Below are 22849 nucleotides of genomic sequence, written 5' to 3'. Positions count from 1 at the left end.
CCCCTAGCCCCTCCCCCTTGTGGGGAGGGGCTAGGGGTGGGGGTAGCGCCGGTAGCTTTCGCCTCACCCTCTAACGATGTCGTACCCTCCCCCACATTGCCCTCGCCGGCCACTTTCAACCTGACGATGGGCGAACCGATCGCCACCGTGTCGCCGATCTCGGCGCCCAGCCAGAGGATCTCGCCATCGACCGGCGAGGGAATCTCGACCGTCGCCTTGTCGGTCATCACGGCGGCCAGCACCGCGTCCTCGCGCACGAGATCGCCGACCTTGACCTGCCATTCGACGAGCTCGGCCTCGGCGACGCCTTCGCCGACATCGGGCAGCTTGATCACATATTCGCCCATCGTCGTCAGGCCTCCATCGTTTCAACGAGCGCTCGGCCGAGCCTGGCCGGACCAGGAAAATAGTCCCACTCCTGCGCATGCGGATAGGGCGTGTCCCAGCCGGCGACCCGCGCCACCGGCGCTTCCAGATGATAGAAGCAGTTCTCCTGTACCAGCGCCGAAAGTTCGGCACCGAACCCGGATGTCAGCGTCGCCTCGTGCACGACCACGCAGCGGCCCGTCTTTTTCACCGAGCCGACGATCGTCTCGAGATCGAGCGGCAGCAGCGTCCTCAGATCGACGATCTCGGCGTCGATGCCGGTCTCCTCGGCCGCCGCCTGCGCGACATAGACCATCGTGCCATAGGCAAGCACGGTGACATCGGCACCCGGCCGGCGGATCACCGCCTTGCCGAGCGGGACCGTGTAATGCCCGTCCGCGACCTCGCCGAGCTCATGCTTCGACCACGGCGTCACCGGGCGCTCGTGATGGCCGTCGAACGGACCGTTGTAGAGCCGCTTCGGCTCCAGGAAGATCACCGGGTCGGGATCCTCTATCGCCGCGATCAAAAGGCCCTTGGCGTCGTTCGGGTTGGACGGCACGACGACCTTCAGGCCGGAGACATGCGTGAATAGAGCCTCCGGGCTCTGGCTGTGGGTCTGGCCGCCAAAAATGCCGCCGCCGGTCGGCATCCTGACCACGATCGGGCAGGTGAAATCGCCGTTCGAGCGGTAGCGCAGCCGCGCCGCCTCCGAGACGATCTGGTCATAGGCCGGATAAATATAGTCGGCAAACTGCACCTCGACGCAAGGTTTCAGGCCGTAGGCGGCCATGCCGATGGCCGAGCCGACAATGCCGGATTCGCTGATCGGCGCATCGAAGCAGCGGCTCTTGCCGTATTTCGCCTGCAGGCCCTGTGTGCAGCGGAAGACGCCGCCGAAGAAGCCGACATCCTCGCCGAACACGATGACGCGTTCGTCGCGCGCCATCGACACGTCCATGGCGTCGCGGATCGCTTCGATCATGGTCCGCCTTGGCATGGTCAGACCCCTGCCTGCTGGCGTTGGCGCCTGAGATGCGGCGGCATCTCGGCATAGACTCCCTCGAACATGTCGCGCGCCGAGGGCTTGCCGCCGGCATGCAGCGTGCCGTGGCGCTCGGCCTCCCTTTGCGCTGCGATCACCGTTTCGAGGATTTCCGCCTCGGCCTGAGTGTGGCGTTCGTCCGACCAGACGCCGCGCTGGATGAGGTGGTTTTTCAGCCTGACGATCGGGTCGCCGAGCGGCCATGCGTCGGACTCGGCCTTCGGCCGGTAGGCCGACGGATCGTCCGAGCTCGAATGCGCGCCGACGCGGTAGGTGACATATTCGATCAGCGTCGGCCCGAGATTTTTCCGCGCGCGCTCGGCCGCCCATTTAGCCACGGCATGGACGGCCAGATAATCGTTGCCGTCGACCCGCAGCGAGGGAATGCCGAAACCAAGACCGCGGGCGGCGAAAGTGCCGGAGCCGCCCCGGGCGATGCCCTGAAAAGTCGAGATCGCCCACTGGTTGTTGACGACATTGAGCACGACCGGCGCCTTGTAGGTCGAGGCGAACACCAGCGCCGAATGGAAATCGGACTCGGCCGTCGAACCATCGCCGATCCAGGCGGCGGCGATCTTCGAATCATTGCTGATCGCCGAAGCCATCGCCCAGCCGACCGCTTGGATATATTGCGTTGCCAGATTTCCGGAGATCGAGAAGAAGCCGTGCTCCTTCGACGAATACATGATCGGCAGCTGCCGCCCCTTCAGCGGATCGGCCTCGTTCGAATAGATCTGGTTCATCATTGTGACCATCGGATAGCCGTCGGCGATGAGCAGCCCGGCCTGCCGATAGGTCGGAAAGTTCATGTCGCCCGACGCCAGCGCCTTGCGGAAGGCGCAACTCACCGCCTCTTCGCCGAGATGCTGCATGTAGAAAGAGGTCTTGCCCTGGCGCTGCGCCATCTGCATGCGCGCGTCGAAGCTGCGCAGCTTCATCATATGGCGCAGCCCTTCCAGCAACTCGTCGTCGGAAAGCAGGCCGGCCCACGGACCGACGGCTTCGCCGGCGCGGTTCAGCACGCGGATGATCGAGAACGCCATGTCGCGGATGGTGCGCGGATCGACGTCGATCTCCGGGCGCGGCACCGAGCCGGCCTTGGGGATGGTCACATCAGAGAAATCCGGCGTCCCGCCCGGCCGCACCTCGGGTTCCGGCACATGGAAGCGCAACATTCCTGTTTCGGCCATGACCTTCGTCCTCCCATGTTGCCCGGCGCGATATTTGCACACCGCCAGACCAGTGCCAATTCGTCTGGCAGGGCTTCAGGCCAGCGACGCGCCAGCCAGCACTTGCCAAGATGAAGATATGTCGGCGAAATTTCTTGTCGATCTTCCGCCGCCATGCGCAATTTGGCGCATGATTGCGCCGGGTTTCCCGCCAGATAAGACAATGCGTCGGATTGAGGCCTCTCGCGGCGCCCCTTTCCTTCTCCCCTTGTGGGAGAAGGTGTCGCCGAAGGCGACGGATGAGGGTGTTCCAGCTTGGCAAGGACGGCACTCCGTCCAGCACCCCTCAACCGTCTTGGCGCTACGCGCCAATCCACCTTCTCCCACAAGGGGGAGAAGGAAAGGAGGGGTGCGCCGTTCACCCCGCACCCGCATCATGCTAACCAGAACCCATGGCACAGAAGAAAGGTTACGAAGTCGATTCGTGGTTGGCGCGGCCGGACCCGCGCATCTCGATCGTCCTGCTTTACGGGCCCGATCGCGGGCTCGTCGCCGAGCGGGCCAAGGCCTTTGCCGGCAAAACCGGACTGCCGCTCGACGATCCGTTCTCGGTGGTCAGGCTGGACGGTTCGGAAGTCGACCACGACGAGGGCCGCCTGCTCGACGAGGCGCGCACCGTGCCGATGTTTTCGGACCGGCGCCTGCTCTGGGTGCGCAATGCCTCGGGCCAGAAGGCGCTTGCCGATGACGTCAAGGCGCTGACATCAGAGCCGCCGCGTGACGCCATCATTCTGATCGAGGCCGGCGACCTGAAGAAAGGCGTCGGGTTGCGTTCCATCGTCGAGGCGGCAGACATTGCCATGGCCTTGCCGTGCTACGCCGACGAGGCCCGGGACATCGATGCGGTCATCGACGACGAATTGCGCAAGGCCGGCATGTCGATGACGCTGGAGGCCCGTCAGGCGCTGCGCCGTAACCTCGGTGGTGACCGGCTGGCCTCCCGCGGCGAGATCGAAAAGCTGGTGCTTTATGCCCACGGTCAGGCCGAAATCGGCCTCGACGACGTCAAGGCGACATCGGGCGACGTCTCCGGTCTGTCCTTCGACGACGCCGTCGATGCCGTGCTCGAAGGCAAGGTCGGCGATTTCGACATGGCCTTCACCCGCCACTGCCAGTCCGGCGGCCAGGCTTTTCTGGTGCTTTCCTCGGCGATGCGGCAGCTGCAGGCGATCCAGGCGATGCGCGGCTTGATGGACACCGGCGGCCGCAACGCCGCGGCGGTCGTTGCCGCGGCGCGCCCGCCGGTTTTTTTCTCGCGGCGCAAGTTGGTGGAGAAAGCCCTCGAACGCTGGAACAGCGAGGCGCTTGGCCGCGCTTTGACCAGGCTGCAGACGGCGGTCCTGCAGACGCGGCGCCGGCCGGACCTCTCGGTCGCGCTGGCACGGCAGGCGCTGCTCGGCATTGCTGTGGAAAGCGCCCGGCTGCTCCGAGGTAACGGCTTGTAGGGGCCTCGTGGAAAAGAAGAAACCAAAGCTCAATCTGTCAGAGCGAATCAAGCTCGCATTTCGTTATGGCGATCTTAATCCGACTACTGATTCCGAAGAACTCAAACGAAGGGATGAGTTTCTCGTCAGTATCTCAGGCTACTTCGTTATTATATTCAAACTGATACTCGTGGGCTTCGCCATCTTCGCGATTGCCGCCACAATAGTCATTAATCTTCAGTGAGAGCGTCCAGCCCAGACAAAACTCCAATTTGGAGGCTAGCAGTTGTCGATGCTTGCGCCGCCCCTCATTGCCCTGCCGGGCATTTCTCCCCGTAAACGGGGAGAAAGAAAAGAGGCTGACCGCAGCCTCGGCACCTTTTCTGCAACGTTGGTGATTGGCGAAACCCTCGATGACAGCCCCCTCTCCCGTCGCTATACGGGGAGAGGATGCCGGCAGGCAGGTGAGGGGCGGCGGAAACGCTGGAGCAGGTAGGCTATGAGGTCGCCTATCCTCGCCTAAAACAAGCAGACCCCGAGGCCATTGCCGGCTAATCACCGCTCCTGCTTCAACCGCCGGCAAAGCTCATCGAGCTGCTCCAGCGTCCGGTAAGCGACGCTGATCACGCCGCCGCGCTCCTTGTGCTCGATCGTGACGATCATGCCGATCGTGCCGGTCATCAGCTTTTCCAGCGCCAACGTATCGGCATCCTTCTGTGCCGGTGCTGCAGGCTGTCGCTTTACCGTTGGAGCGCCGGTCGGCATCTGCGCCAGCGCTTCGGCCTGGCGCACCGAAAGCCCGTCCTCGACGATCCGCTTGGCCAGGCCCGCCGGATCCTGCGCCGTCACCAATGTGCGGGCGTGGCCGGCCGACAGCGCGCCGTCGACCAGCATGTCGCGGATCACGTCCGGCAGCTTCAGCAGCCTGAGCGTGTTGGCGACGTGGCTGCGGCTCTTGCCGATCACCTGGCCGAGATCCGCCTGGGTGTAGCCGTGATCGTCGATCAGCTGCTGGTAGCCCATCGCCTCCTCGACCGGGTTGAGGTCGGTGCGCTGGACGTTTTCGATGATCGCCAGTTCGAGCGCGGTGCGATCGTTGACATCGCGCACGATGATCGGGATCTCGGTCAGCCCGGCGCGCTGTGCCGCGCGCCAGCGCCGCTCGCCGGCGATGATCTCGTAGCGGCCAGCTTGCGTCGGCGACGGCCGTGCCACCACCGGCTGCACCACGCCATGTTCACGGATCGACTGGGCAAGATCGGTCAGGTCGGCGTCGCCGAAATGCCGGCGCGGATTCTTCGGGTTCGGGCTCAGGAACTCGATCGGAACCTTGCCGTCGGCATTCATGCTCTGCTTTTCCGGCGCTGCCGGACGATCGATTTCGCCGATCAGCGCCGCCAGTCCCCGCCCCAGTCTTTTTCTCGAAAGGTCTTCACTCATCATCTGTCCAGATCGTTTCGGTATCGAATCGGCGTCTAAGCGGCGCGCAGTTTGCGCTCGCGGCGGATCACCTCGGAGGCAAGCTGCAGATAGGCCTGGCTGCCGGAGCATTTGAGGTCGTAGAGGATCGCCGGCTTGCCGTAGGACGGCGCCTCGGAGACACGCACATTGCGCGGGATCACGGTTTCATAGACCTTGTCGCCCATATGCGCCCGTACGTCCTGCACCACCTGGTTGGCGAGGTTGTTGCGCCCGTCGAACATGGTCAGCACGATGCCCTGGATCGTCAGCTCGGGATTGATCGAGCGACGAACCTGCTCGACCGTCTCCAGCAGCTGGCTCAAGCCTTCGAGCGCGAAGAACTCGCATTGCAGCGGCACCAGCACCGAATCGGCCGCCGCCATCGAGTTCAGCGTCAGAAGATTGAGCGACGGCGGACAATCGATCAGCACATAGCCAAAATTGGCCGATCGATCAGCCGAGGCGCGTAAGGCGTTGCGCAGCCGCAGCACCCGGTCCGGCGCCGACGCGATCTCCATTTCGATGCCGAGCAGGTCGAGCGTCGACGGCACGATCGACAGGCCCGGCACCGCCGTCGGGATCGCCGCCGCCTCCAGATCGAGCTCGCCAGTCAGCACGTCATAGGAGGAAACGGTGCGGTCGCGCCGGTCGATGCCGAGGCCGGTGCTGGCATTGCCTTGCGGATCAAGATCGACGATCAGCACCCGCTCGCCGATCGCGGCCAGCGCCGTGGCCAGATTGATGGCCGTCGTCGTCTTGCCGACGCCGCCCTTCTGGTTGGCTACGGTGATGATTCGGGGGCCATTCTTCATCATGGGTCTATGCCAGAAATTCATTCCGAGGTCGCCGATCTAAGTCAGTTGGCACAAATCAGACAGTTCGAGGATGACGCCATGAGCGTCGGTCGCGCTGGCATGTTCTACCAGATCGAACGACCATCGTTGAGCGCTTTCTGCCAGTTCGGCACGGTAATCCCGGCCTTTGTGGAACAGGCCGCGCGCGCCGGCCGTCAGCCACGGCGCCGACAGTTCGAGCAAGACCGGTAGCGACGCCAGCGCTCTGGCAGTGACGATTTGAGGTGTTGAAACAAACGGATAGGCGTCGTCGATGCGACGCGCGACGACCCTGGCGGGCAGGTTGAATTGGCCGACGACCGCTTGCAGGAACGATGCTTTTTTCCGATTGCTTTCAACCAGATCGATGCTGGCGCCGTCGCGCTCGGCGAGCAGGAACGCAAGCACAAGGCCGGGAAAACCGCCGCCAGAGCCGAGATCGATCCAGCGCTTCGCCTCTGGTTTGATTCGCGCCAGCTGCGCGCTGTCGAGGATGTGGCGGCGCCAGACATCGTCCTGCGTCGACTGCGCCGCCAGGTTTATCCGGCGGTTCCATTTCTGAAAGACCGTCTCGAACTCTACCAGGCGTTCGAATGTTTCACGTGAAACTGGACCGGCAGCCTCTTGCAGGCTCGCCCATGAGGCAGCGCTCACGCAACATTCCTTCGTGCAGCAGCCTCGGCGTTGCGGACATGCGCGACAATGATGGCCAGTGCAGCCGGCGTCATGCCTTCCATACGCTGCGCATCGGCGATCGAGCGCGGCTGACGCGCCAGCATCTTCTGCTTCAGCTCATTGGAAAGGCCTGGAACAGAGGCGAAATCGAGTGAATTCGGGATCAGCCGGCTCTCCTCATGCCTGATCTGCGTGACGTCAGCTTGCTGGCGATCGAGATAGACCGAATATCTCGCTTCCGTTTCGAGGCGCTCGGCCGTCTTGGCGTCGATTGCTGCAAACTGCGGAGCGATTCGGGCCAGCCAACCGACATCGACGCCGGGATAGGCCAGCAACTCATAGGCGGAGCGGCGCACACCGTCCCTGTTGATCTCGAGCCCATGGCGCGCCGCTTCGTTGGGGGTCATGGTCGTGCCAAGCGCAAGGTCCCTCGCCTTTTCAAGGTCCTGCACGACGTCGCTAAACCGTTGCATCCGCTCCTGCGAGGCAATCCCGAACTTCATCGCCAGCGGCGTGAGCCGCTCATCGGCGTTGTCGGCCCGCAGCGACAGCCGGAACTCGGCCCGCGAGGTGAACATCCGGTAAGGTTCGGCGATGCCGCGGCTGGTCAGGTCGTCGACCATGACGCCGATATAGGCCTCGGTGCGACTGAGCACGATCTGGTCGCTCGCCGGAGCCTGCCGCGCGGCGTTGAGGCCGGCCAGCAGCCCTTGCGCGCCGGCCTCCTCGTAACCAGTGGTGCCGTTGATCTGCCCTGCCAGAAAAAGACCGGAGATTCGCTTGGTTTCCAGCGTCGGCTTGAGCTCGCGCGGATCGACATGGTCATATTCGATGGCGTAACCCGGCTGCAGCATGGTGACACGCTCAAGGCCAGGAATGGTTTTTAGAATGTCGAGCTGTACGTCCTCCGGCAGCGAAGTCGAAATGCCGTTCGGGTAGACGGTGTCGTCGTCCAGCCCTTCCGGCTCAAGGAAAATCTGGTGGCCCTCGCGGTCGCCGAACTTGACGATCTTGTCCTCGATCGACGGGCAGTAACGCGGCCCAACGCCTTCGATAGAGCCGGAATACATTGCGGAACGGCTCAGATTGGCGCGGATCAGCTCATGCGTCGCCGCGGTCGTTCGCGTGATGCCGCAATGGATCTGCTGGTTGTCGATGCGGTCGGTCATCAGCGAAAACGGCACGGGATTGTCATCGGCCGCCTGACTCTCCAGCGACGCCCAATCGATCGTCCGCCCGTCCAACCGTGGCGGCGTGCCGGTCTTCAGCCGCCCGAGCTTGAAGCCGGCGCGGCTCATCGTGGCCGACAGGCCGAGGCTGGCCTGCTCGTTCATGCGGCCGGCAACGATCTTCTTCTCGCCGATATGGATCAGCCCGCGCAGAAAGGTGCCGGTCGTCAGCACCACGGCGCAGCAAGCAAGTCTGCGACCATCCGCCAGCAGCACGGCCGCTATGCGTCCATTGTCGATTTCGAAATCCAGAACCTCGCCCTCGACCACGTCGAGACCGGCCTGCTCGCGAATCGCCGCCTGCATGGCGAGCCGATAGAGTTTTCTGTCCGCTTGCGTCCGCGGCCCGCGAACTGCCGGGCCCTTGCGGCGGTTGAGCAAACGGAACTGGATGCCGGCCGCATCGGCGACGCGCCCCATCAGCCCGTCCATGGCGTCGATCTCGCGAACCAGATGCCCCTTGCCGAGCCCGCCGATCGCCGGATTGCACGACATGACGCCGATCGTCTCGAAGCGCAGCGTCACCAGCGCCGTCCTCGCGCCAGCGCGCGCGGCCGCGCTGGCCGCCTCGCAACCAGCATGGCCGCCACCCACCACAACCACATCATAATGACCGGTCATTTTAGAATCCCGAATTCAAGTGGACCGACACATGTGCCCGGAGGCACGCGCTGTCAAGAACACCGTCGATTGGCGGGTAATCTCTTCGGATATGTAGCTGGGACAAACCCATGCTGAGACGGCCAAAGTCGGCGCCGCCCCCTCTTGCCTTCTCCCCTTGTGGGAGAAGGTGGATTGGCGCGCAGCGCCAAGACGGTTGAGGGGTGCTGGCCGGAGTGCCGACTTTGCCAAGCTGGAACACCCCTTGCATGTTCGGATTGCGGCTATTTGTGCAAGATAGCTGTACTCCCCGACGGATGGCCGTCCGCCGGGGAGTGGACGGATGGGACCGTACGCCCCTTGGTGTGAGCCGCGGATGAGCAAGGTCCATTCGTTCTCACATTTGGTCCTGAACAGATGATGGGGAGCAAGTCCCGCATGCAAGGCAAGGTATTGTCCGAACCGAATGCGATGCCGCCAGTCTATGCCGGCATCGACGTGTGTAAAGAGTGGCTCGATGTCTACGTCCATCCGGCCGGCAAGAGCTTCCGCGTCGCCAATGACAGTGGCGGACTGCGGCGGCTGAAGCGCCTGCTCGGCGAGCTTGCGGTGAGGCGGGTGGTCATGGAGGCGACGTCCAAATATCATCGGGCGGCGCAACGCTCGCTGCACGAGGCGGGATTGGCCGTGGCCGTCGTCAACCCGCTGCGCGCTCGGCTCTTGCCGAAGCCTGCGGCCAGCTCGCCAAGACCGATAGGATCGACGCCAGGCTGCTGGCCTTGATGGGGGTCGCACTCGAACCGGCCGAGACGGTACCGGCTTCGCTTGCGATGGAAGCATTGCAGGAAATCGTCGGCGTGCGCGGTGCCGCCAGTGCCGAACGCACCGCGCTCATCAACCGCCTGGCGACACTCCAAAGCCCCTTTCTGCGCGCCGAACTCAAGCGCAGACTGCTGGCGATCGAACGCCACCTCGTCCGTCTCGAAACCCAAACCGCTCGCCTGATCTCGGCCGACTCCGCCCTTGCCCGCCGCACGCTCAACGCCAAACAGGCGGCCATGCTGACCGGCCTCGCCCCCGTCGCCCACGACAGCGGGCCGCGCCAGGGCCGCCGTGCAATCAAAGGCGGACGCAAGGCTGTCAGAAACGTCCTCTACATGGCGGCGCTGTCGGCAAGCCGCTACAACAAGGATCTTGCCGCCTTCGCCGCACGCCTGCGCAACGCCGGAAAGGCCGCAAAGGTCATCCTCGTCGCCGTCATGCGAAAGCTCGTCGTCATGGCCAACGCACTCATCGCCCAAGACCGCTTCTGGAGCCCAATCGCCCCTTGACAACAAACACAGATGCTCATCCGTCGCCTTCGGCGACACCTTCTCCCACAAGGGGAGAAGGAAGAGCCGCACATCGCCCCGGAAGAATGAAGCGATTGCCCAGCGAATCGTTTCACGTGAAACAATGCCTTCGAGCTAATCGCGTGGTGTTTCACGTGAATCATCCGAGGCCGCCCAACCTCCCCAAGTGTTTCACGTGAGTCACTTGCCAATGCAGAACTGCGAGAAAATAACGTCCAGCATGTCCTCGACATCGACCGCTCCAATGATGCGGCCAAGCCTATCCGCTGCCAGCCGCAATTCCTCGGCCCGCAACTCCTGCCCGCGCTCATCCCCTGCCACTGCCGCAACCAGGAAGCGCTTCGTCTCATTGAGGAGTTCGACGTGCCGCAGCCGCGACGGCAGGATGTCGCCGGCCACGCCGATCTGCGCGGCGGCGCGACGGCCGATCTCCGCCAGCAATTCCGCCTGCCCTGTCCCGTCCCTGGTCGAGATTACCACGTCGTAGCGCGCCACAAGCGATTCATCCCGCAGCAAATCGACCTTCGTCCCGATCCTCAATGACGGGACATCGGCTGGAACTGCGCCGATGGGGACCGGCTCCACCATATCCTCCAACACCAGCAACAAATCGGCAGTGCCGGCCTTGCTCCTCGCCCTTTCGATACCGATCGCCTCGATCCTGCCGGGTGTCTCACGCAAGCCGGCGGTGTCGGTTACTCTTACCCGCATCCCCTCCAGATCCAGCACCACTTCGAGCAGATCGCGGGTGGTGCCGGGCTCTTCGGTGACGATCGCCGCCTCGCGCCGGGCCAGAGCGTTGAACAGGCTGGATTTGCCGGCATTCGGTGCGCCGAGGATGACGACCTCGAACCCGTCGCGGATGATCTCGGCGGCCCGGAACCCTTGGACATGACGTTCGATCTCGTCGATCATCGCGCGGACGTCCGACCAGACCGTCTCCGCAACGGAACCCGGCACATCGTCTTCGTCGGCAAAATCGATCTCGGCCTCGATCATCGCCCGTGCATGAATAAGCCGACGGCGCCAGTTGACATAGAGCTCGCTCTGCGCGCCTTCGGCATTCTGCACGGCAAAGCGCCGCTGCGCCTCCGTCTCGGCATTGACGAGATCGGCCAGCGCCTCGGTCTCGACCAGATCGACCTTGCCGTTGAGAAACGCACGGCGGGTGAACTCGCCCGGTTCGGCATGCCTGACGCCGTCAAAGCCGGCGATCGTTTCCAGCATCTTCGCCACCACGGCACGCCCGCCATGGACATGGAATTCGGCGATGTCCTCGCCGGTAAAGCTGTTGGGCCCGGCAAAAAAGACGACCAGGCCGCTGTCGAGCACCGATCCGTCGGGCGCCCTGAACTTGCGATATGCGGCAACACGGTTCTGAACAATCGAACCGGCAATCGTTTCGACGACGAATCGACTCTTCGAGCCGGAAATGCGGATCACGGCAACACCGGCGGGCAGGCGGCCGCTCGACAGGGCAACTATGGAATCACCGGAAATCATTTGCCGACCCAGCACAACCGCCCTAGCTTCGCTTGTTCATTGACAATTGCCGAGTTATCAACCGTGACATTGCCCGCGCAAAATCTACTTGCCGAAGAGGCCAGCCCCTACCTGCAGCAGCATAGCGGCAACCCGGTGCATTGGCGGGCATGGTCGCCGGCGTCGCTTGCCGAGGCAAGGGCGCTCGAGCGGCCAATCCTGCTCTCGGTCGGCTACGCGGCCTGTCACTGGTGCCATGTCATGGCCCACGAAAGCTTCGAGAACGACGACGTCGCCGCCGTCATGAACCGTCTCTTCGTCAATATCAAGGTTGATCGCGAGGAGCGGCCGGACATCGATCAGATCTATATGGCCGCGCTGTCGTCGATGGGCGAGCAGGGCGGATGGCCGCTGACCATGTTCCTGACGCCCAACGGGAAGCCATTCTGGGGCGGCACCTATTTTCCGCGCGAAGCCCGTTACGGCCGGCCGGGCTTCGTCCAGGTGCTGGAGGCGGTCGACAAAGCATGGCGGGAGAAGAAAGAAAGCGTTAACCAAAGCGCCGATGGCCTGACCACGCATGTCGAGGCGCGGCTGGCGGGCACGCACGCCAAGGCCGTGCTCGACCGCGACACGCTCGCAACGCTCGCCAACGGCATCGGCGGCATGATCGACAGGGATCTGGGCGGCCTGCGCGGCGCGCCCAAATTTCCCAACGCGCCATTCATGCAGACGCTCTGGCTGTCCTGGCTGCGCGACGGCACAACGTCTCACCGCGATGCCGTGCTGCTCAGCCTCGAGAAGATGCTGGCGGGCGGCATCTACGACCATGTCGGCGGCGGGCTGAGCCGCTATTCGACCGATGCCGAATGGCTGGTGCCGCATTTCGAAAAAATGCTCTACGACAACGCCCAGCTCATCCGGCTGTGCAATTGGGCCTATGCGGCATCAGGCAGTGATTTGTTCCGGATACGAATCGAAGAGACTGTTCGTTGGCTCTTGCGCGAGATGCGCGTCGATGGCGGTGCCTTCGCTGCCAGCCTCGACGCCGACAGCGAGGGCGAAGAGGGGTTGTTCTACACCTGGAGCAGGGATGAGATCGAAACCGCTCTCGGCGACGAATCAGCCTTATTTTTCAAATACTTCACGCTTTCCGGCCCGCATGGCTGGGAGGGCAAGCCGATCATCCACCAGACTGAGGCCCAGCAAAAGCAAAGCGTCGCCGATCGCGACCGGCTCATTCCGCTGAAAGAAAAATTGCTGGCAGCCCGGGAGCAGCGCGTCAGACCCGGGCGTGACGGCAAAATCCTGACCGATTGGAACGGCCTGGTGATCGCGGCTCTCGCCGAAGCCGGGCGCGCTCTGAAACGGATCGACTGGATCGAGGCGGCGGAACAGGCCTTTGCTGCCATTGCCAGCGCTGGTCGAGACGGCCGGCTGCCGCATTCGATGCTTGGCGCAAAGAAGCTTTTTCCGGCGCTGTCGAGCGATTACGCCGCCATGACCAACGCCGCGATCTCATTGTTCGAGGCTACCGGCACATCGAGTTATGCCAAGCTGGCCGGCCAATTCATCGCGCAGCTCGATCAATGGCATAGCGATGAGAACAACATCGGCTACTATCTCACCGCGTCGGACAGCAGCGACGTGCCGATCCGCATCAGGGGCGATGTCGACGAGGCCATTCCGTCAGCGGCCGGCCAGATCATCGAGGCTCTGGTTCGATTGTCTTCGCTTTCGGGCGATCTCGAATTGCAGGAAAAGACCTTGAGGATCGCCGAACACGCGGCCGGCCGTGCGGCGCACCAGGCCTATGGCCAAGCGGGTGTCGTCAACGCCTGTGCCTTGGCGATCGAGCCGTTGAAGCTGGTGCTGGTGGAGAACCCGGAGAATCCGGGGCTTGTTCCGGTCGCGAATCGAAATCCGGACCCGCGCCGGATCGACACTATCGTGCCGGTCGGTTCGGCGACAAACCTGCCGATGCTCCCAGGCGGCGTTCTGCCGCCAACGACCGAGCCCGGCGCCTGGCTGTGCACCGGGCAGGTCTGCCTGCCGGTGATAACGGACACTGAGGAGCTCGAGCGGCGGTTGCGGCGCGGATAGGTGAGGGGGTGCGCGGTTCTCCTTCTCCCCTTGTGGGAGAAGGCAGGAAGGGGCAGCGCTGTCCAACCCCTTACGTATTCATCGAATCGAAGAAATCCGCGTTGGTCTTGGTCTGCTTGAGCTTGTCGATCAGGAACTCGATGGCGTCGGTGGTGCCCATCGGCGCCAGGATGCGGCGCAGCACGAAGATCTTCTGCAGATCCTGGCGGGCGACCAGCAGGTCTTCCTTGCGGGTGCCGGACTTGAGGATGTCCATGGCCGGATAAATGCGCTTGTCCGCGACCTTGCGGTCGAGCACGATCTCCGAGTTGCCGGTACCCTTGAACTCTTCGAAGATGACCTCGTCCATACGGCTGCCGGTGTCGATTAGCGCGGTGGCGATGATGGTCAGCGAGCCGCCTTCCTCGATGTTGCGGGCGGCACCGAAGAAGCGCTTCGGCCGCTGCAGCGCATTGGCGTCGACACCGCCGGTCAGCACCTTGCCGGATGACGGCACCACGGTGTTGTAGGCACGGCCGAGGCGGGTGATCGAATCCAGCAGAATGACGACGTCGCGCCCGTGCTCGACAAGGCGCTTGGCCTTCTCGATCACCATTTCGGCGACCTGGACGTGGCGCACCGCCGGTTCGTCGAAGGTCGAGGAGACGACCTCGCCCTTCACCGAACGCTGCATGTCGGTGACTTCTTCCGGCCGCTCGTCGATCAAGAGCACGATCAGATAGCATTCCGGATGATTGGTGGTGATCGAGTGGGCGATGTTCTGTAAGAGCACCGTCTTGCCGGTGCGCGGCTGCGCCACGATCAGGGCGCGCTGGCCTTTACCGAGCGGCGCCACCAGGTCGATGACGCGGGCCGAAATGTCCTTCGAGGTCGGAACATCCATTTCCATCTTCAGCCGCGAGGTCGGATAAAGCGGCGTCAGATTGTCGAAATGGATCTTGTGGCGGATCTTTTCCGGGTCGTCGAAATTGATCGTGTTGACCTTGAGCAGCGCGAAATAGCGCTCGCCCTCTTTCGGGCTGCGGATCGGGCCTTCGACCGTGTCGCCGGTCTTCAGCGAGAACCGGCGGATCTGCGACGGCGAGATGTAGATATCATCCGGACCCGGCAGATAATTGGCATTGGCCGAGCGCAGGAAGCCAAAACCGTCCTGCAGCACTTCGACAACGCCGTCACCGATGATCTCGATATCCTGGGTCGCCAGCCGCTTCAGGATCGCGAACATCAGCTCCTGCTTGCGCATCACACTGGCGTTCTCGACCTCGAGCGATTCGGCATAGGCGATCAGCTCTGGCGGTTTCTTGTTCTTGAACTCGGTGAGTTTCATTTCTTGCATCATTAGACGGACTCTGAGTGAGTAAGCATGGGGAAAATATCGGCGGGATGCGACAAATGCCGGGCGCGGCCGAAGCGATGAATGGGCGGCGCATGACGGGAAGGAAGACCCGTCTTTTATCGTCGGTCGACTAAAAGAGCAAGCCGCCTTTTGTGGCCGCTGCGCGTCTCTCTTGACGCGCAAAGGGACGCTGTAAGACTTTTCGAGTCCCGCATCGTACTTTCCGAAAATCGATTCCGATTTCTGGCCGATGCGGCGGCGTCAGAACGGCTTCACGATGACCAGCACGACGACGACGATCATCAGCAATGTGGGGATCTCGTTGACGATCCGCCAGTGCTTCGCGGGCTTTTCGTTGCGGTCCTCGGCGAATTTGCGGACCGCGCCTGCCAGATAGCCATGAACGGCGGAGAGCCCGAGCACCGCGGCGATCTTGGCATGCAGCCATCCGCCCTGAAAAGCAAAGCCTTTCCAGGCCAGCCAGAGGCCGAATACCCAGGTGATGATCATGGCCGGATTGATGATGCCGCGTAGCAGCCGGCGCTCCATCACCTTGAAGGTTTCCGACTGGGCGGAGCCTTTCTCGGCGTCGGCATGATAGACCAGCAGCCGCGGCAGATAGAGCATGCCCGCCATCCAGGAGATGACGGCGATGACATGGATCGCCTTTGCCCAGGGATAGAAATCATCCGGCCCGAACAGGAACAGAAGCCCAGCCAGGACGAGGAAGATGACGATGGCGATCGCTGCTCGACGCATCGCTGCACCGCCGCTGCTACCCGCAACACTGTTGGCGTTGTTCGTGTCGGTCATCGACGTGCCCGCACCATCTTCACCATCGCCTCGACATGCGCGATCGGCGTCTCCGGCGTGATACCGTGGCCGAGATTGAAGATCAGCGGCCCATCACCCAGTGCTTTCAGGATTGCCTCGACGCCGTCGGCTAGCGCCTTGCCGCCGGCCACCAGCCGCAACGGATCGAGATTGCCCTGTACAGCGCCACCGCGCTGCAGTTCCTTCGCCGTCGTCAGCGGCACGGTCCAGTCGAGCCCCAGCCCCGTCACGCCGGTTTTTTGGCGATAGCTGCGATAGTGGGCGCCGGCGCCCTTGGGAAAGCCGATGATCGGAACGTTGGGATGGACGGCCCGAACCTGCCTGACGATCTCCGCCACCGGCGCGACGCAAAAGGCCTCGAAGGAAACTTCATCGAGCACGCCGGACCACGAGTCAAAGATCTGCACCACATCGGCGCCGGCTTCGATCTGGCGGATCAGATAGGCGGCCGAATGATCGGCAAGGACGTTCAGCAGCTGCAGGAAAGCCGCCGGCTCGCGATAGGCAAACAGCCGCGCCGGCGCCTGGTCGGACGTGCCGTGGCCGGCGATCATATAGGTCGCCACCGTCCACGGCGCGCCGCAGAAGCCGATCAGCGTCGTTTCATGAGGCAGCTTGGCCCGCAAACGTCTGACCGTCTCATAGACCGGTTCGAGATTCACGTGAAACGTTTCGCCGTCGAGAGCCGCAATCTCTGCCACCGAGATCGGCGTCAACAGCGGCCCGCGTCCCTCTTCGAAGCGCACGTCGCGGCCCAGCGCATGCGGCACGACAAGGATATCGGAAAACAGGATCGATGCGTCGAAGCCGAAGCGTTCGATCGGCTGCAGTGTCACTTCCACGGCAAGATCGGGATCGTAGCAAAGATCGAGGAATGACCCGGCCCGCCTGCGTGTCTCCCGATATTCCGGCAGATAGCGGCCCGCCTGGCGCATCATCCAGATCGGCGGCGGAAACGCAGCCTTGCCCTTCAACACGTCCAGCATGATCCGGTTTTCAGGCATTCAGCACTCGCCTCTCCAGGCTTCTCTATAATTAAATATTCTATTTCTAGGAATCTTATGATTCTAAGAGTCTGTTGGTATCGGTGGTTGTTTCCTGTCCCGCTTTGCCCCGGAAAAGGCCAGCCAGCATATTGTCGCGTGCTTCTTCTGCCGGATAGGAGGACTTTGGGGACAGTTGGAAATTTCCAACTGGGAACAATGCGTTGCCGCCCGCGCAAAGAAAACGGACCTGTGGATGACGCCTAGTCAAAAAAGCCCGTCCCCGAACTTGTCCCCAGCCGCCCGACGAAGCCGACAGCGCATCGAATTGTGGACAAACTGGCATCTGATACAGTCGCCCCGAACCGGCCGATCTTTCCGACCGACCTTATCCACATCGGCCCACAGCTTGGAACGAACCCCTGTGAACAAACCCCAGAGCTTCTTTCACCTTCACCTGATTTCCGATGCCACCGGTGAAACGCTGCTGGCGGCCGGGCGCGCGGCTTCCGCGCAATATAAGGATGCGCGCGCCATCGAGCATATCTACCCGCTCATCCGCACCGAAAAGCAGGTGACGAAAGTGTTCGAGGACATAGAGGAGGAGCCGGGCATCATCCTTTATACGGTCGTCGACCAGAACCTCGCCCGCGGCATCGACGAACGCTGCGCGGCAATGGGCCTGCCTTGCGTCTCCGTGCTGGAACCGGTGCTGACCGTGTTCCAGTCCTATCTCGGCACGCCGGCCGGCCGCCGCGTCGGCGCCCAACATGTCCTCGACGCCGAATATTTTCGCCGCATCGACGCGCTCAACTTCACCATGGAGCATGATGACGGACAGCTGCCGGCCAATATGGACGATGCCGACATTGTGCTCGTCGGCATTTCGCGCACCTCGAAGACGCCGACCAGCATCTATCTCGCCAATCGCGGCATCAAGACCGCCAATATCCCGATCGTGCTCGGCGTGCCGGTGCCGGAAAGCCTGGTCAACGCCGCGAAGCCGCTGATCGTCGGGCTCATCGCCACCGCCGAGCGCATCTCGCAGGTTCGCCAGAACCGCATCCTCGGCAACACCAGCGCCTATGAGCCTACCGACTATGTCGACCGCGCCGCGATCAGCGAAGAGCTTGCCTATGCCCGCAAGATCTGCACCCGGCATGGCTGGCCGATGATCGACGTCAGCCGCCGCTCGATCGAGGAGACGGCGGCGGCTATCGTTGCCCTGCGCGGCAAGACGCGCTAGGGCGTGTGATATTCAGGTGATGCCGGCCTGCAAACGGCGGCTTCCTGCGCTTCCGGTGCTCACGTACGAAAAGTACGCTCCGCTCCGGTTCTCGGAAGCCACCATTTTCGGCTCGGCCTGACCTGAATCTCGACACACCCTAGTGAGCGTCAGGAATCGGGCGATAAAAAATGGCCGAAAAAATCATCCTTGCCTCGAGCAGCTCGTTTCGCAAGGCGCTGCTTGTCCATGCCGGCGTGGCGGTCGAGGCGGTTCCGGCGGAAGTCGACGAGCGCGCGCTCGAAGCGCCCTTGCAGGGCAGCGGTATCTCGCCCGAGGACGTCGCACTGGTGCTTGCCGAGGCCAAGGCCACCGAGGTCAGTGAGCGAAAGCTCGGCGCCCTTGTGCTCGGCTGCGACCAGACGCTGTCGCTCGCCGACGAAGTGTTCCACAAGCCAGCCGACATGGAAGCCGCGCGCCGCCATCTCTTGGCGCTATCGGGAAAGACCCATCAACTCAACAGCGCCGTCGTGCTGGCCCGCGACGGCGCGGCCCTGTGGCGGCATGTCGGCATCGCCAGCCTGACCATGCGAAAGCTCGAGCCCGCCTTCATCGGCCGCCATCTGGCGCGAGTCGGCGCCAAGGCGCTGTCCAGCGTCGGCGCCTACCAGATCGAAGGCGAGGGCATCCAGCTGTTCGAAAGAATAGAAGGCGACTATTTCACCATTGTCGGCCTGCCGCTTCTGCCCGTCCTGGCCAAGCTGCGTGACCTCGGCGCCATCGATGGCTGAGGCCGCGAAAAAGGCCTTCGTCACCGGCCACCCGGTAGCGCATTCCCGGTCGCCGAAGATCCATGGCTATTGGCTGGCGAAGTACGGTGTCGACGGCAGCTACCGGGCGATCGACGTCGCGCCGGAGGCTTTTGCCGAATTTGTCAAAACGCTCGCGGCGAATGGCTACCGTGGCGGCAACGTCACCATCCCGCACAAGGAGGCCGCCTTCGCGCTGGCGGCGCGCCGCGACGATGCGGCCGAACAGATCGGCGCGGTCAATACGCTCTGGTTCGAGGGCGGAAAACTGTGGGGCGGCAACACCGACGCCCATGGCTTTGCCGCCAATCTCGACGAGCATGCGCCGGGCTGGGCAGACAATGGCCCGGCCGTGGTGCTCGGCGCCGGCGGCGCCTCGCGCGCGGTCATCCATGCGCTGAAGCAGCGCGGGGTTGACGATATCCGCATCGTCAACCGGACGCTCGCCCGAGCCGAGGAGCTGCGCCACCGCTTCGGCGGGGTCTCGGCCCACAGCACGGCCGCGACCGGCGAGCTGCTTGCCGATGCCGGCCTGCTGGTCAACACGTCAGCGCTCGGCATGCACGGCAATGAAGGCCTGTCCGCCGATCCGGCCAGGCTGCCGCACCATGCCATCGTCACCGACATTGTCTATGTGCCGTTGGAAACGGCATTACTGGCCGCAGCCAGAGCACGGGGCCTGAAGACCGTCGACGGGCTCGGCATGCTTTTGCACCAGGCGGTGCCCGGCTTCGAGCGCTGGTTCGGCATCAGGCCGCAGGTCACTGCCGAATTGCGGCAGATGATTGTCGCCGATCTTGGCGCCCAAGCAATGACCAGGGAATGAAAAGCATGATCGTGCTCGGCCTCACCGGATCGATCGGCATGGGCAAGTCGACGACGGCAAAGATGTTTGCCGAAGCCGGCGTGCCCGTCCACGATTCGGATGAGGTGGTACATCGCCTCTACGTCGGCAAGGCCGCTCCGCTGGTCGAGGCGGCTTTTCCCGGAACGACAAAATCCGGGTCGGTCGACCGCACCAAGCTGGCCGAGCGGGTGCTCGGCGATGCAGCCGCGCTGAAACGACTGGAAGCGATCATCCACCCGCTGGTCCGCGCCGACGCCGACGCCTTCCTGGCCAGGAACCGCGCCGGCGTACCGCTTGTCGTTCTCGACATCCCGCTGCTGTTCGAAACCGGCGGCCGCGACCGCGTCGACAAGGTCGTGGTCGTCACCGCCTCGCCCGACGTCCAGCGCGCCCGGGTGCTGGCGCGGCCGGGCATGAGCGAGGAGAAACTGGCGTCGATCCTGGCCAGGCAGGTTCCCGACGCCGAAAAGCGTAAGGCCGCCGATTTCGTCATCGACACCGGACAAGGTTTTGATGCGGCGCGCGCGGCGGTTAATGCGATTGTCGCCGAACTGGTCGGGGATAAAGCCGGCAAGCCTGCTTAACGGCGCTTGCGTCCGGCGTAATATGTTGCCAATTTGTTCCAATCATGATTCGGCTGAAATAACGCCGGAACCAACGGACTGATTCGATGCGCGAGATCATCTTCGATACGGAAACCACCGGTCTCGATTTCCGTGATGACCGCGTCATCGAGCTTGGCTGCATCGAGTTGGTCAATCGGTTCCCGACCGGCCGCACCTTCCACCATTACATCAATCCGCAAGGACGACCGATTCATGCGGAGGCGCAGGCCGTTCATGGCATCAGCGCCGCCGACCTCATGGGCAAGCCGACCTTCAGCGACATCGCCGAGGAGTTTCTTGCCTTCATCGACGGCGCCAAGCTGGTCGCCCACAATGCCACTTTCGATATCGCTTTCCTCAATGTCGAGTTCGGTCGGCTTGGCCACCCGGTCGTTGATCCCGGACTTGTCGTCGACACGCTGGCGCTGGCGCGCCGCAAGCATCCGATGGGCCCCAATTCGCTGGACGCGCTGTGCCGGCGCTATGGCATCGACAATGCTCGCCGAACCAAGCACGGCGCGTTGCTCGATTCGGAATTGCTGGCCGAGGTCTATATCGAGCTCATCGGCGGCAAGCAGGCGGCGCTCATCCTCGACAGTGCCACGGCGCCGGCCGGCGGCAGAAGAAATGTCGACGATATTGACATCAGCATCGGCGTGAGGCCGATTGCGCTGCCGTCTCGCCTGACCGACGCAGAGCGCAGCGCGCACACGAGCATGGTCGGCACATTAGGCGAAAAGGCGCTCTGGCTGCGCGTCGCCCCCGAAGCGAGTTCCGCGGCATAGTGATTTTGACGGGTGCCGATCGGCAGTGGCGTCGATATGCAAATCTTCGAGATTGGCCGAAAACGCCCCTCCACTTCGTCATCCTAGGGCGGAGCAAGGAGCGACGCGGCGCAGACCCCTGGATCCATGCCGTTACCTCAGCCGAAGAATGCAGCGTTCAGGATCAGCCGACCCGTAGCGATCCTTCGCGCCCCCCTCTGTCCTGCCGGACATCTCCCCCACGAGGGGGGAGATTGGCAGTTTCGGCGCTCCGCTCACTCCGGCAAGGTTGGCGATTGGCGAAAGCCGGTGTGAAGTCCGATCTCCCCCCTTGTGGGGGAGATGTCCGGCAGGACAGAGGGGGCGCTGTCCCTCCGGCGTCCCAAAGAAAAAACCCGGCGCGAGGCCGGGTTTTTCAAACGTCACCGAGCAATCGCCTCAGCTCGCCTTGGCCTTGCCGGCGGCCTGGTCCTCGGCCAGCTTCTGCTGGAACATCTGCGCGAAATCGATTGGGTCGAGCATCAGCGGCGGGAAGCCGCCATTGCGGGTGGCCTCGGCGATGATCTGCCTGGCGAACGGGAACAGCAGCCGCGGGCATTCGATGAACAGCAGCGGCAGCATGTGCTCCTGCGGGAAGCCGCTGATGGCGAACACGCCGCCATAGACCAGCTCGACGTTGAACAGCACTTCCTTATCGAAGGACGCCTTGGCGTTCAGCGTCAGATTGACGTCGAACTGCTTGTCCGAAAGCGGGTTGGCGTTGACATTGACGTTGATGGCGATGCCGGGGGCCTTGTCGCGGCCGCGCAGCGAGTTCGGCGCGCCGGGGCTTTCGAACGAAAGGTCTTTCACATATTGGGCAAGCACGTTGAGCGAAGGCTGCGTCGCGTCGCCGTTGCCACTGGCCGCGCCGGTCGGCGCGTCGTCTTTGCTGGCCATAAGCCTTTGTCCTTTTGCCTCGGCAGCGTTGCTGACCGGATTGAAATCGGGCGTTCGCTACCATGGTCGGCATGACAAGACAAGGTTTGGCGACCTGCTCGTCCTTAAAGGCGACCTACTCATCCTTGAGGCGGCGCCAGGGGGAATTGTGATCCGGGCCGCGCTCGTCGCCGCGCGAATAGTCGCTGTCGTCGAGGTCGATGGTCTTGTCGCGTTGCCGGGCCCCGAATCCGCCGGTGCCGAAACTGGTGGCCAGCACGATGCGGCCTTTCAACAGGCGCCAGGCGAGGTCGCGGACCGGCGGCAGGAACAGCAGAATGCCGAAAATGTCCGTGATGAAGCCGGGAATGATGAGCAGGATCGCGGCCAGAACGATCATGGCGCCGTGCGCGAGCTGGCGGCTTGGATCACGTCCCGCGTCCATTTCGGCGCGGACCCGGGTCATGACGCCGAAACCCTGGTATCGCAACAACAGAGCGCCGGCGATGCTCGAAGCCAGCACCAGGCCGACCGTCGCCAGCGCGCCGACCTGGCGGCCGACAATGACGAAACCGGCGATCTCCAGAAGCGGAAGCGCGAGGATGAACAGGGGAAGCAGCGAAATGCGCAAATCTTGACCGATCGTTTCGATGTTTTGCCGGCCGGCGAGCAATCGCCGCTGGCACTGAACCTTTTAGATAGGTATGGCTGCCTTTAATTTGAATGATT

At 63.2% G+C, this 22849-nt stretch carries 22 protein-coding genes; 9 read left to right on the top strand and 13 right to left on the bottom strand.

What is annotated here, in order from left to right; genetic code table 11:
• The 3 genes from AC0L14_RS31425 to AC0L14_RS31415 form a co-directional block, all read right to left on the bottom strand.
• Window positions 1-347 (bottom strand): biotin/lipoyl-containing protein (locus tag AC0L14_RS31425; RefSeq protein WP_473751805.1); only part of this gene is annotated, 347 nt, incomplete at its 3' end.
• A gap of 5 nt (window positions 348-352) precedes the next feature.
• A complete protein-coding gene (locus AC0L14_RS31420) occupies window positions 353-1366 on the bottom strand; it encodes an alpha-ketoacid dehydrogenase subunit beta (protein ID WP_473751803.1) in 1014 nt (337 codons plus the stop codon).
• 2 nt (window positions 1367-1368) lie between these two features.
• Window positions 1369-2601 (bottom strand): thiamine pyrophosphate-dependent enzyme, encoded by a 1233-nt coding sequence (locus AC0L14_RS31415; protein ID WP_473485808.1) that lies wholly within the window; start codon window positions 2599-2601, stop codon window positions 1369-1371.
• A 431-nt stretch (window positions 2602-3032) separates the two neighbouring features.
• Here AC0L14_RS31415 and holA point away from each other — a divergent pair, with 431 nt between their 5' ends.
• On the top strand, window positions 3033-4085 hold the full coding sequence (gene holA / locus AC0L14_RS31410) for a DNA polymerase III subunit delta (protein ID WP_473525959.1): 1053 nt from the start codon (window positions 3033-3035) through the stop codon (window positions 4083-4085).
• 534 nt (window positions 4086-4619) lie between these two features.
• Here the strand turns inward: holA and AC0L14_RS31405 are convergent.
• Genes AC0L14_RS31405 through mnmG form a run of 4 tightly spaced genes read right to left on the bottom strand, consistent with a single transcriptional unit; the run spans window position 4620 to window position 8883 of the window.
• Window positions 4620-5504, bottom strand: a complete 885-nt coding sequence (locus AC0L14_RS31405; RefSeq protein WP_095519984.1) for a ParB/RepB/Spo0J family partition protein — start codon at window positions 5502-5504, stop codon at window positions 4620-4622.
• 35 nt (window positions 5505-5539) lie between these two features.
• Window positions 5540-6340 (bottom strand): ParA family protein, encoded by an 801-nt coding sequence (locus AC0L14_RS31400; RefSeq protein ID WP_123148722.1) that lies wholly within the window; start codon window positions 6338-6340, stop codon window positions 5540-5542.
• 36 nt (window positions 6341-6376) lie between these two features.
• Window positions 6377-7012, bottom strand: a complete 636-nt coding sequence (rsmG, locus tag AC0L14_RS31395; protein ID WP_473751802.1) for a 16S rRNA (guanine(527)-N(7))-methyltransferase RsmG — start codon at window positions 7010-7012, stop codon at window positions 6377-6379.
• Window positions 7009-8883 carry a tRNA uridine-5-carboxymethylaminomethyl(34) synthesis enzyme MnmG gene (gene mnmG / locus AC0L14_RS31390; RefSeq protein WP_473525961.1) on the bottom strand — a complete coding sequence of 625 codons (1875 nt, stop codon included), beginning with the start codon at window positions 8881-8883 and terminating at the stop codon, window positions 7009-7011. Before mnmG ends, rsmG begins: the two co-directional genes overlap by 4 nt.
• A 417-nt stretch (window positions 8884-9300) precedes the next feature.
• Here mnmG and AC0L14_RS31385 point away from each other — a divergent pair, with 417 nt between their 5' ends.
• Together AC0L14_RS31385 and AC0L14_RS31380 are read left to right on the top strand one after the other, a co-directional pair.
• Complete coding sequence (locus AC0L14_RS31385) at window positions 9301-9645, top strand: IS110 family transposase (RefSeq protein ID WP_473751801.1); 345 nt, start codon at window positions 9301-9303, stop codon at window positions 9643-9645.
• Window positions 9645-10193, top strand: coding sequence for a transposase (locus AC0L14_RS31380; RefSeq protein ID WP_473751807.1), 549 nt, complete (start codon window positions 9645-9647; stop codon window positions 10191-10193). Before AC0L14_RS31385 ends, AC0L14_RS31380 begins: the two co-directional genes overlap by 1 nt.
• Before the next feature lie 201 nt (window positions 10194-10394).
• Here the strand turns inward: AC0L14_RS31380 and mnmE are convergent, their stop codons facing one another.
• Window positions 10395-11717: a tRNA uridine-5-carboxymethylaminomethyl(34) synthesis GTPase MnmE gene (gene mnmE / locus AC0L14_RS31375; protein WP_473751800.1), complete on the bottom strand. Its 1323-nt coding sequence runs from the start codon at window positions 11715-11717 to the stop codon at window positions 10395-10397.
• A 63-nt stretch (window positions 11718-11780) separates the two neighbouring features.
• On the opposite strand from mnmE, the gene AC0L14_RS31370 reads away from it, so the two are divergent.
• Complete coding sequence (locus AC0L14_RS31370) at window positions 11781-13799, top strand: thioredoxin domain-containing protein (RefSeq protein ID WP_473751799.1); 2019 nt, start codon at window positions 11781-11783, stop codon at window positions 13797-13799.
• Between the two features lie 70 nt (window positions 13800-13869).
• On the opposite strand, the gene rho is transcribed toward AC0L14_RS31370, so the two are convergent.
• The 3 genes from rho to hemE all read right to left on the bottom strand — a co-directional run bounded on the left by rho (window position 13870) and on the right by hemE (window position 16973).
• Complete coding sequence (gene rho, locus AC0L14_RS31365) at window positions 13870-15135, bottom strand: transcription termination factor Rho (protein WP_027153631.1); 1266 nt, start codon at window positions 15133-15135, stop codon at window positions 13870-13872.
• Window positions 15136-15396: 261 nt separating this feature from the next.
• Entirely contained in the window at window positions 15397-15948 is a 552-nt protein-coding gene (hemJ, locus tag AC0L14_RS31360) for a protoporphyrinogen oxidase HemJ (protein ID WP_473751797.1), read from the bottom strand.
• Window positions 15945-16973: a uroporphyrinogen decarboxylase gene (hemE, locus tag AC0L14_RS31355; RefSeq protein ID WP_473751796.1), complete on the bottom strand. Its 1029-nt coding sequence runs from the start codon at window positions 16971-16973 to the stop codon at window positions 15945-15947. The genes hemJ and hemE overlap by 4 nt, the downstream gene beginning before the upstream one ends.
• A gap of 403 nt (window positions 16974-17376) precedes the next feature.
• On the opposite strand from hemE, the gene AC0L14_RS31350 reads away from it, so the two are divergent.
• From AC0L14_RS31350 to dnaQ, 5 genes are all read left to right on the top strand, one after another.
• Window positions 17377-18198: a pyruvate, water dikinase regulatory protein gene (locus tag AC0L14_RS31350; RefSeq protein WP_473485800.1), complete on the top strand. Its 822-nt coding sequence runs from the start codon at window positions 17377-17379 to the stop codon at window positions 18196-18198.
• A gap of 170 nt (window positions 18199-18368) precedes the next feature.
• Complete coding sequence (locus tag AC0L14_RS31345; RefSeq protein ID WP_473485799.1) at window positions 18369-18968, top strand: Maf-like protein; 600 nt, start codon at window positions 18369-18371, stop codon at window positions 18966-18968.
• On the top strand, window positions 18961-19812 hold the full coding sequence (locus tag AC0L14_RS31340) for a shikimate dehydrogenase (RefSeq protein WP_473751795.1): 852 nt from the start codon (window positions 18961-18963) through the stop codon (window positions 19810-19812). Before AC0L14_RS31345 ends, AC0L14_RS31340 begins: the two co-directional genes overlap by 8 nt.
• A gap of 5 nt (window positions 19813-19817) precedes the next feature.
• Entirely contained in the window at window positions 19818-20417 is a 600-nt protein-coding gene (gene coaE, locus AC0L14_RS31335; protein WP_473751806.1) for a dephospho-CoA kinase, read from the top strand.
• An 86-nt stretch (window positions 20418-20503) separates the two neighbouring features.
• Window positions 20504-21223: a DNA polymerase III subunit epsilon gene (dnaQ, locus tag AC0L14_RS31330; protein WP_473485797.1), complete on the top strand. Its 720-nt coding sequence runs from the start codon at window positions 20504-20506 to the stop codon at window positions 21221-21223.
• Between the two features lie 417 nt (window positions 21224-21640).
• Here the strand turns inward: dnaQ and secB are convergent, their stop codons facing one another.
• Both secB and AC0L14_RS31320 read right to left on the bottom strand, forming a co-directional pair.
• The gene (gene secB / locus AC0L14_RS31325; RefSeq protein WP_123148712.1) at window positions 21641-22141 is read right to left on the bottom strand and encodes a protein-export chaperone SecB; all 501 of its coding nucleotides are present in this window, start codon (window positions 22139-22141) and stop codon (window positions 21641-21643) included.
• 115 nt (window positions 22142-22256) lie between these two features.
• Entirely contained in the window at window positions 22257-22751 is a 495-nt protein-coding gene (locus AC0L14_RS31320) for an FxsA family protein (protein ID WP_473485796.1), read from the bottom strand.
• Window positions 22752-22849 lie beyond the last annotated feature (98 nt).

The organism is Mesorhizobium sp. WSM4841 (assembly GCF_055811515.1).
Note: the sequence above shows the minus strand (reverse complement) of the source record. Positions and strands in the feature narration are given on the sequence as shown.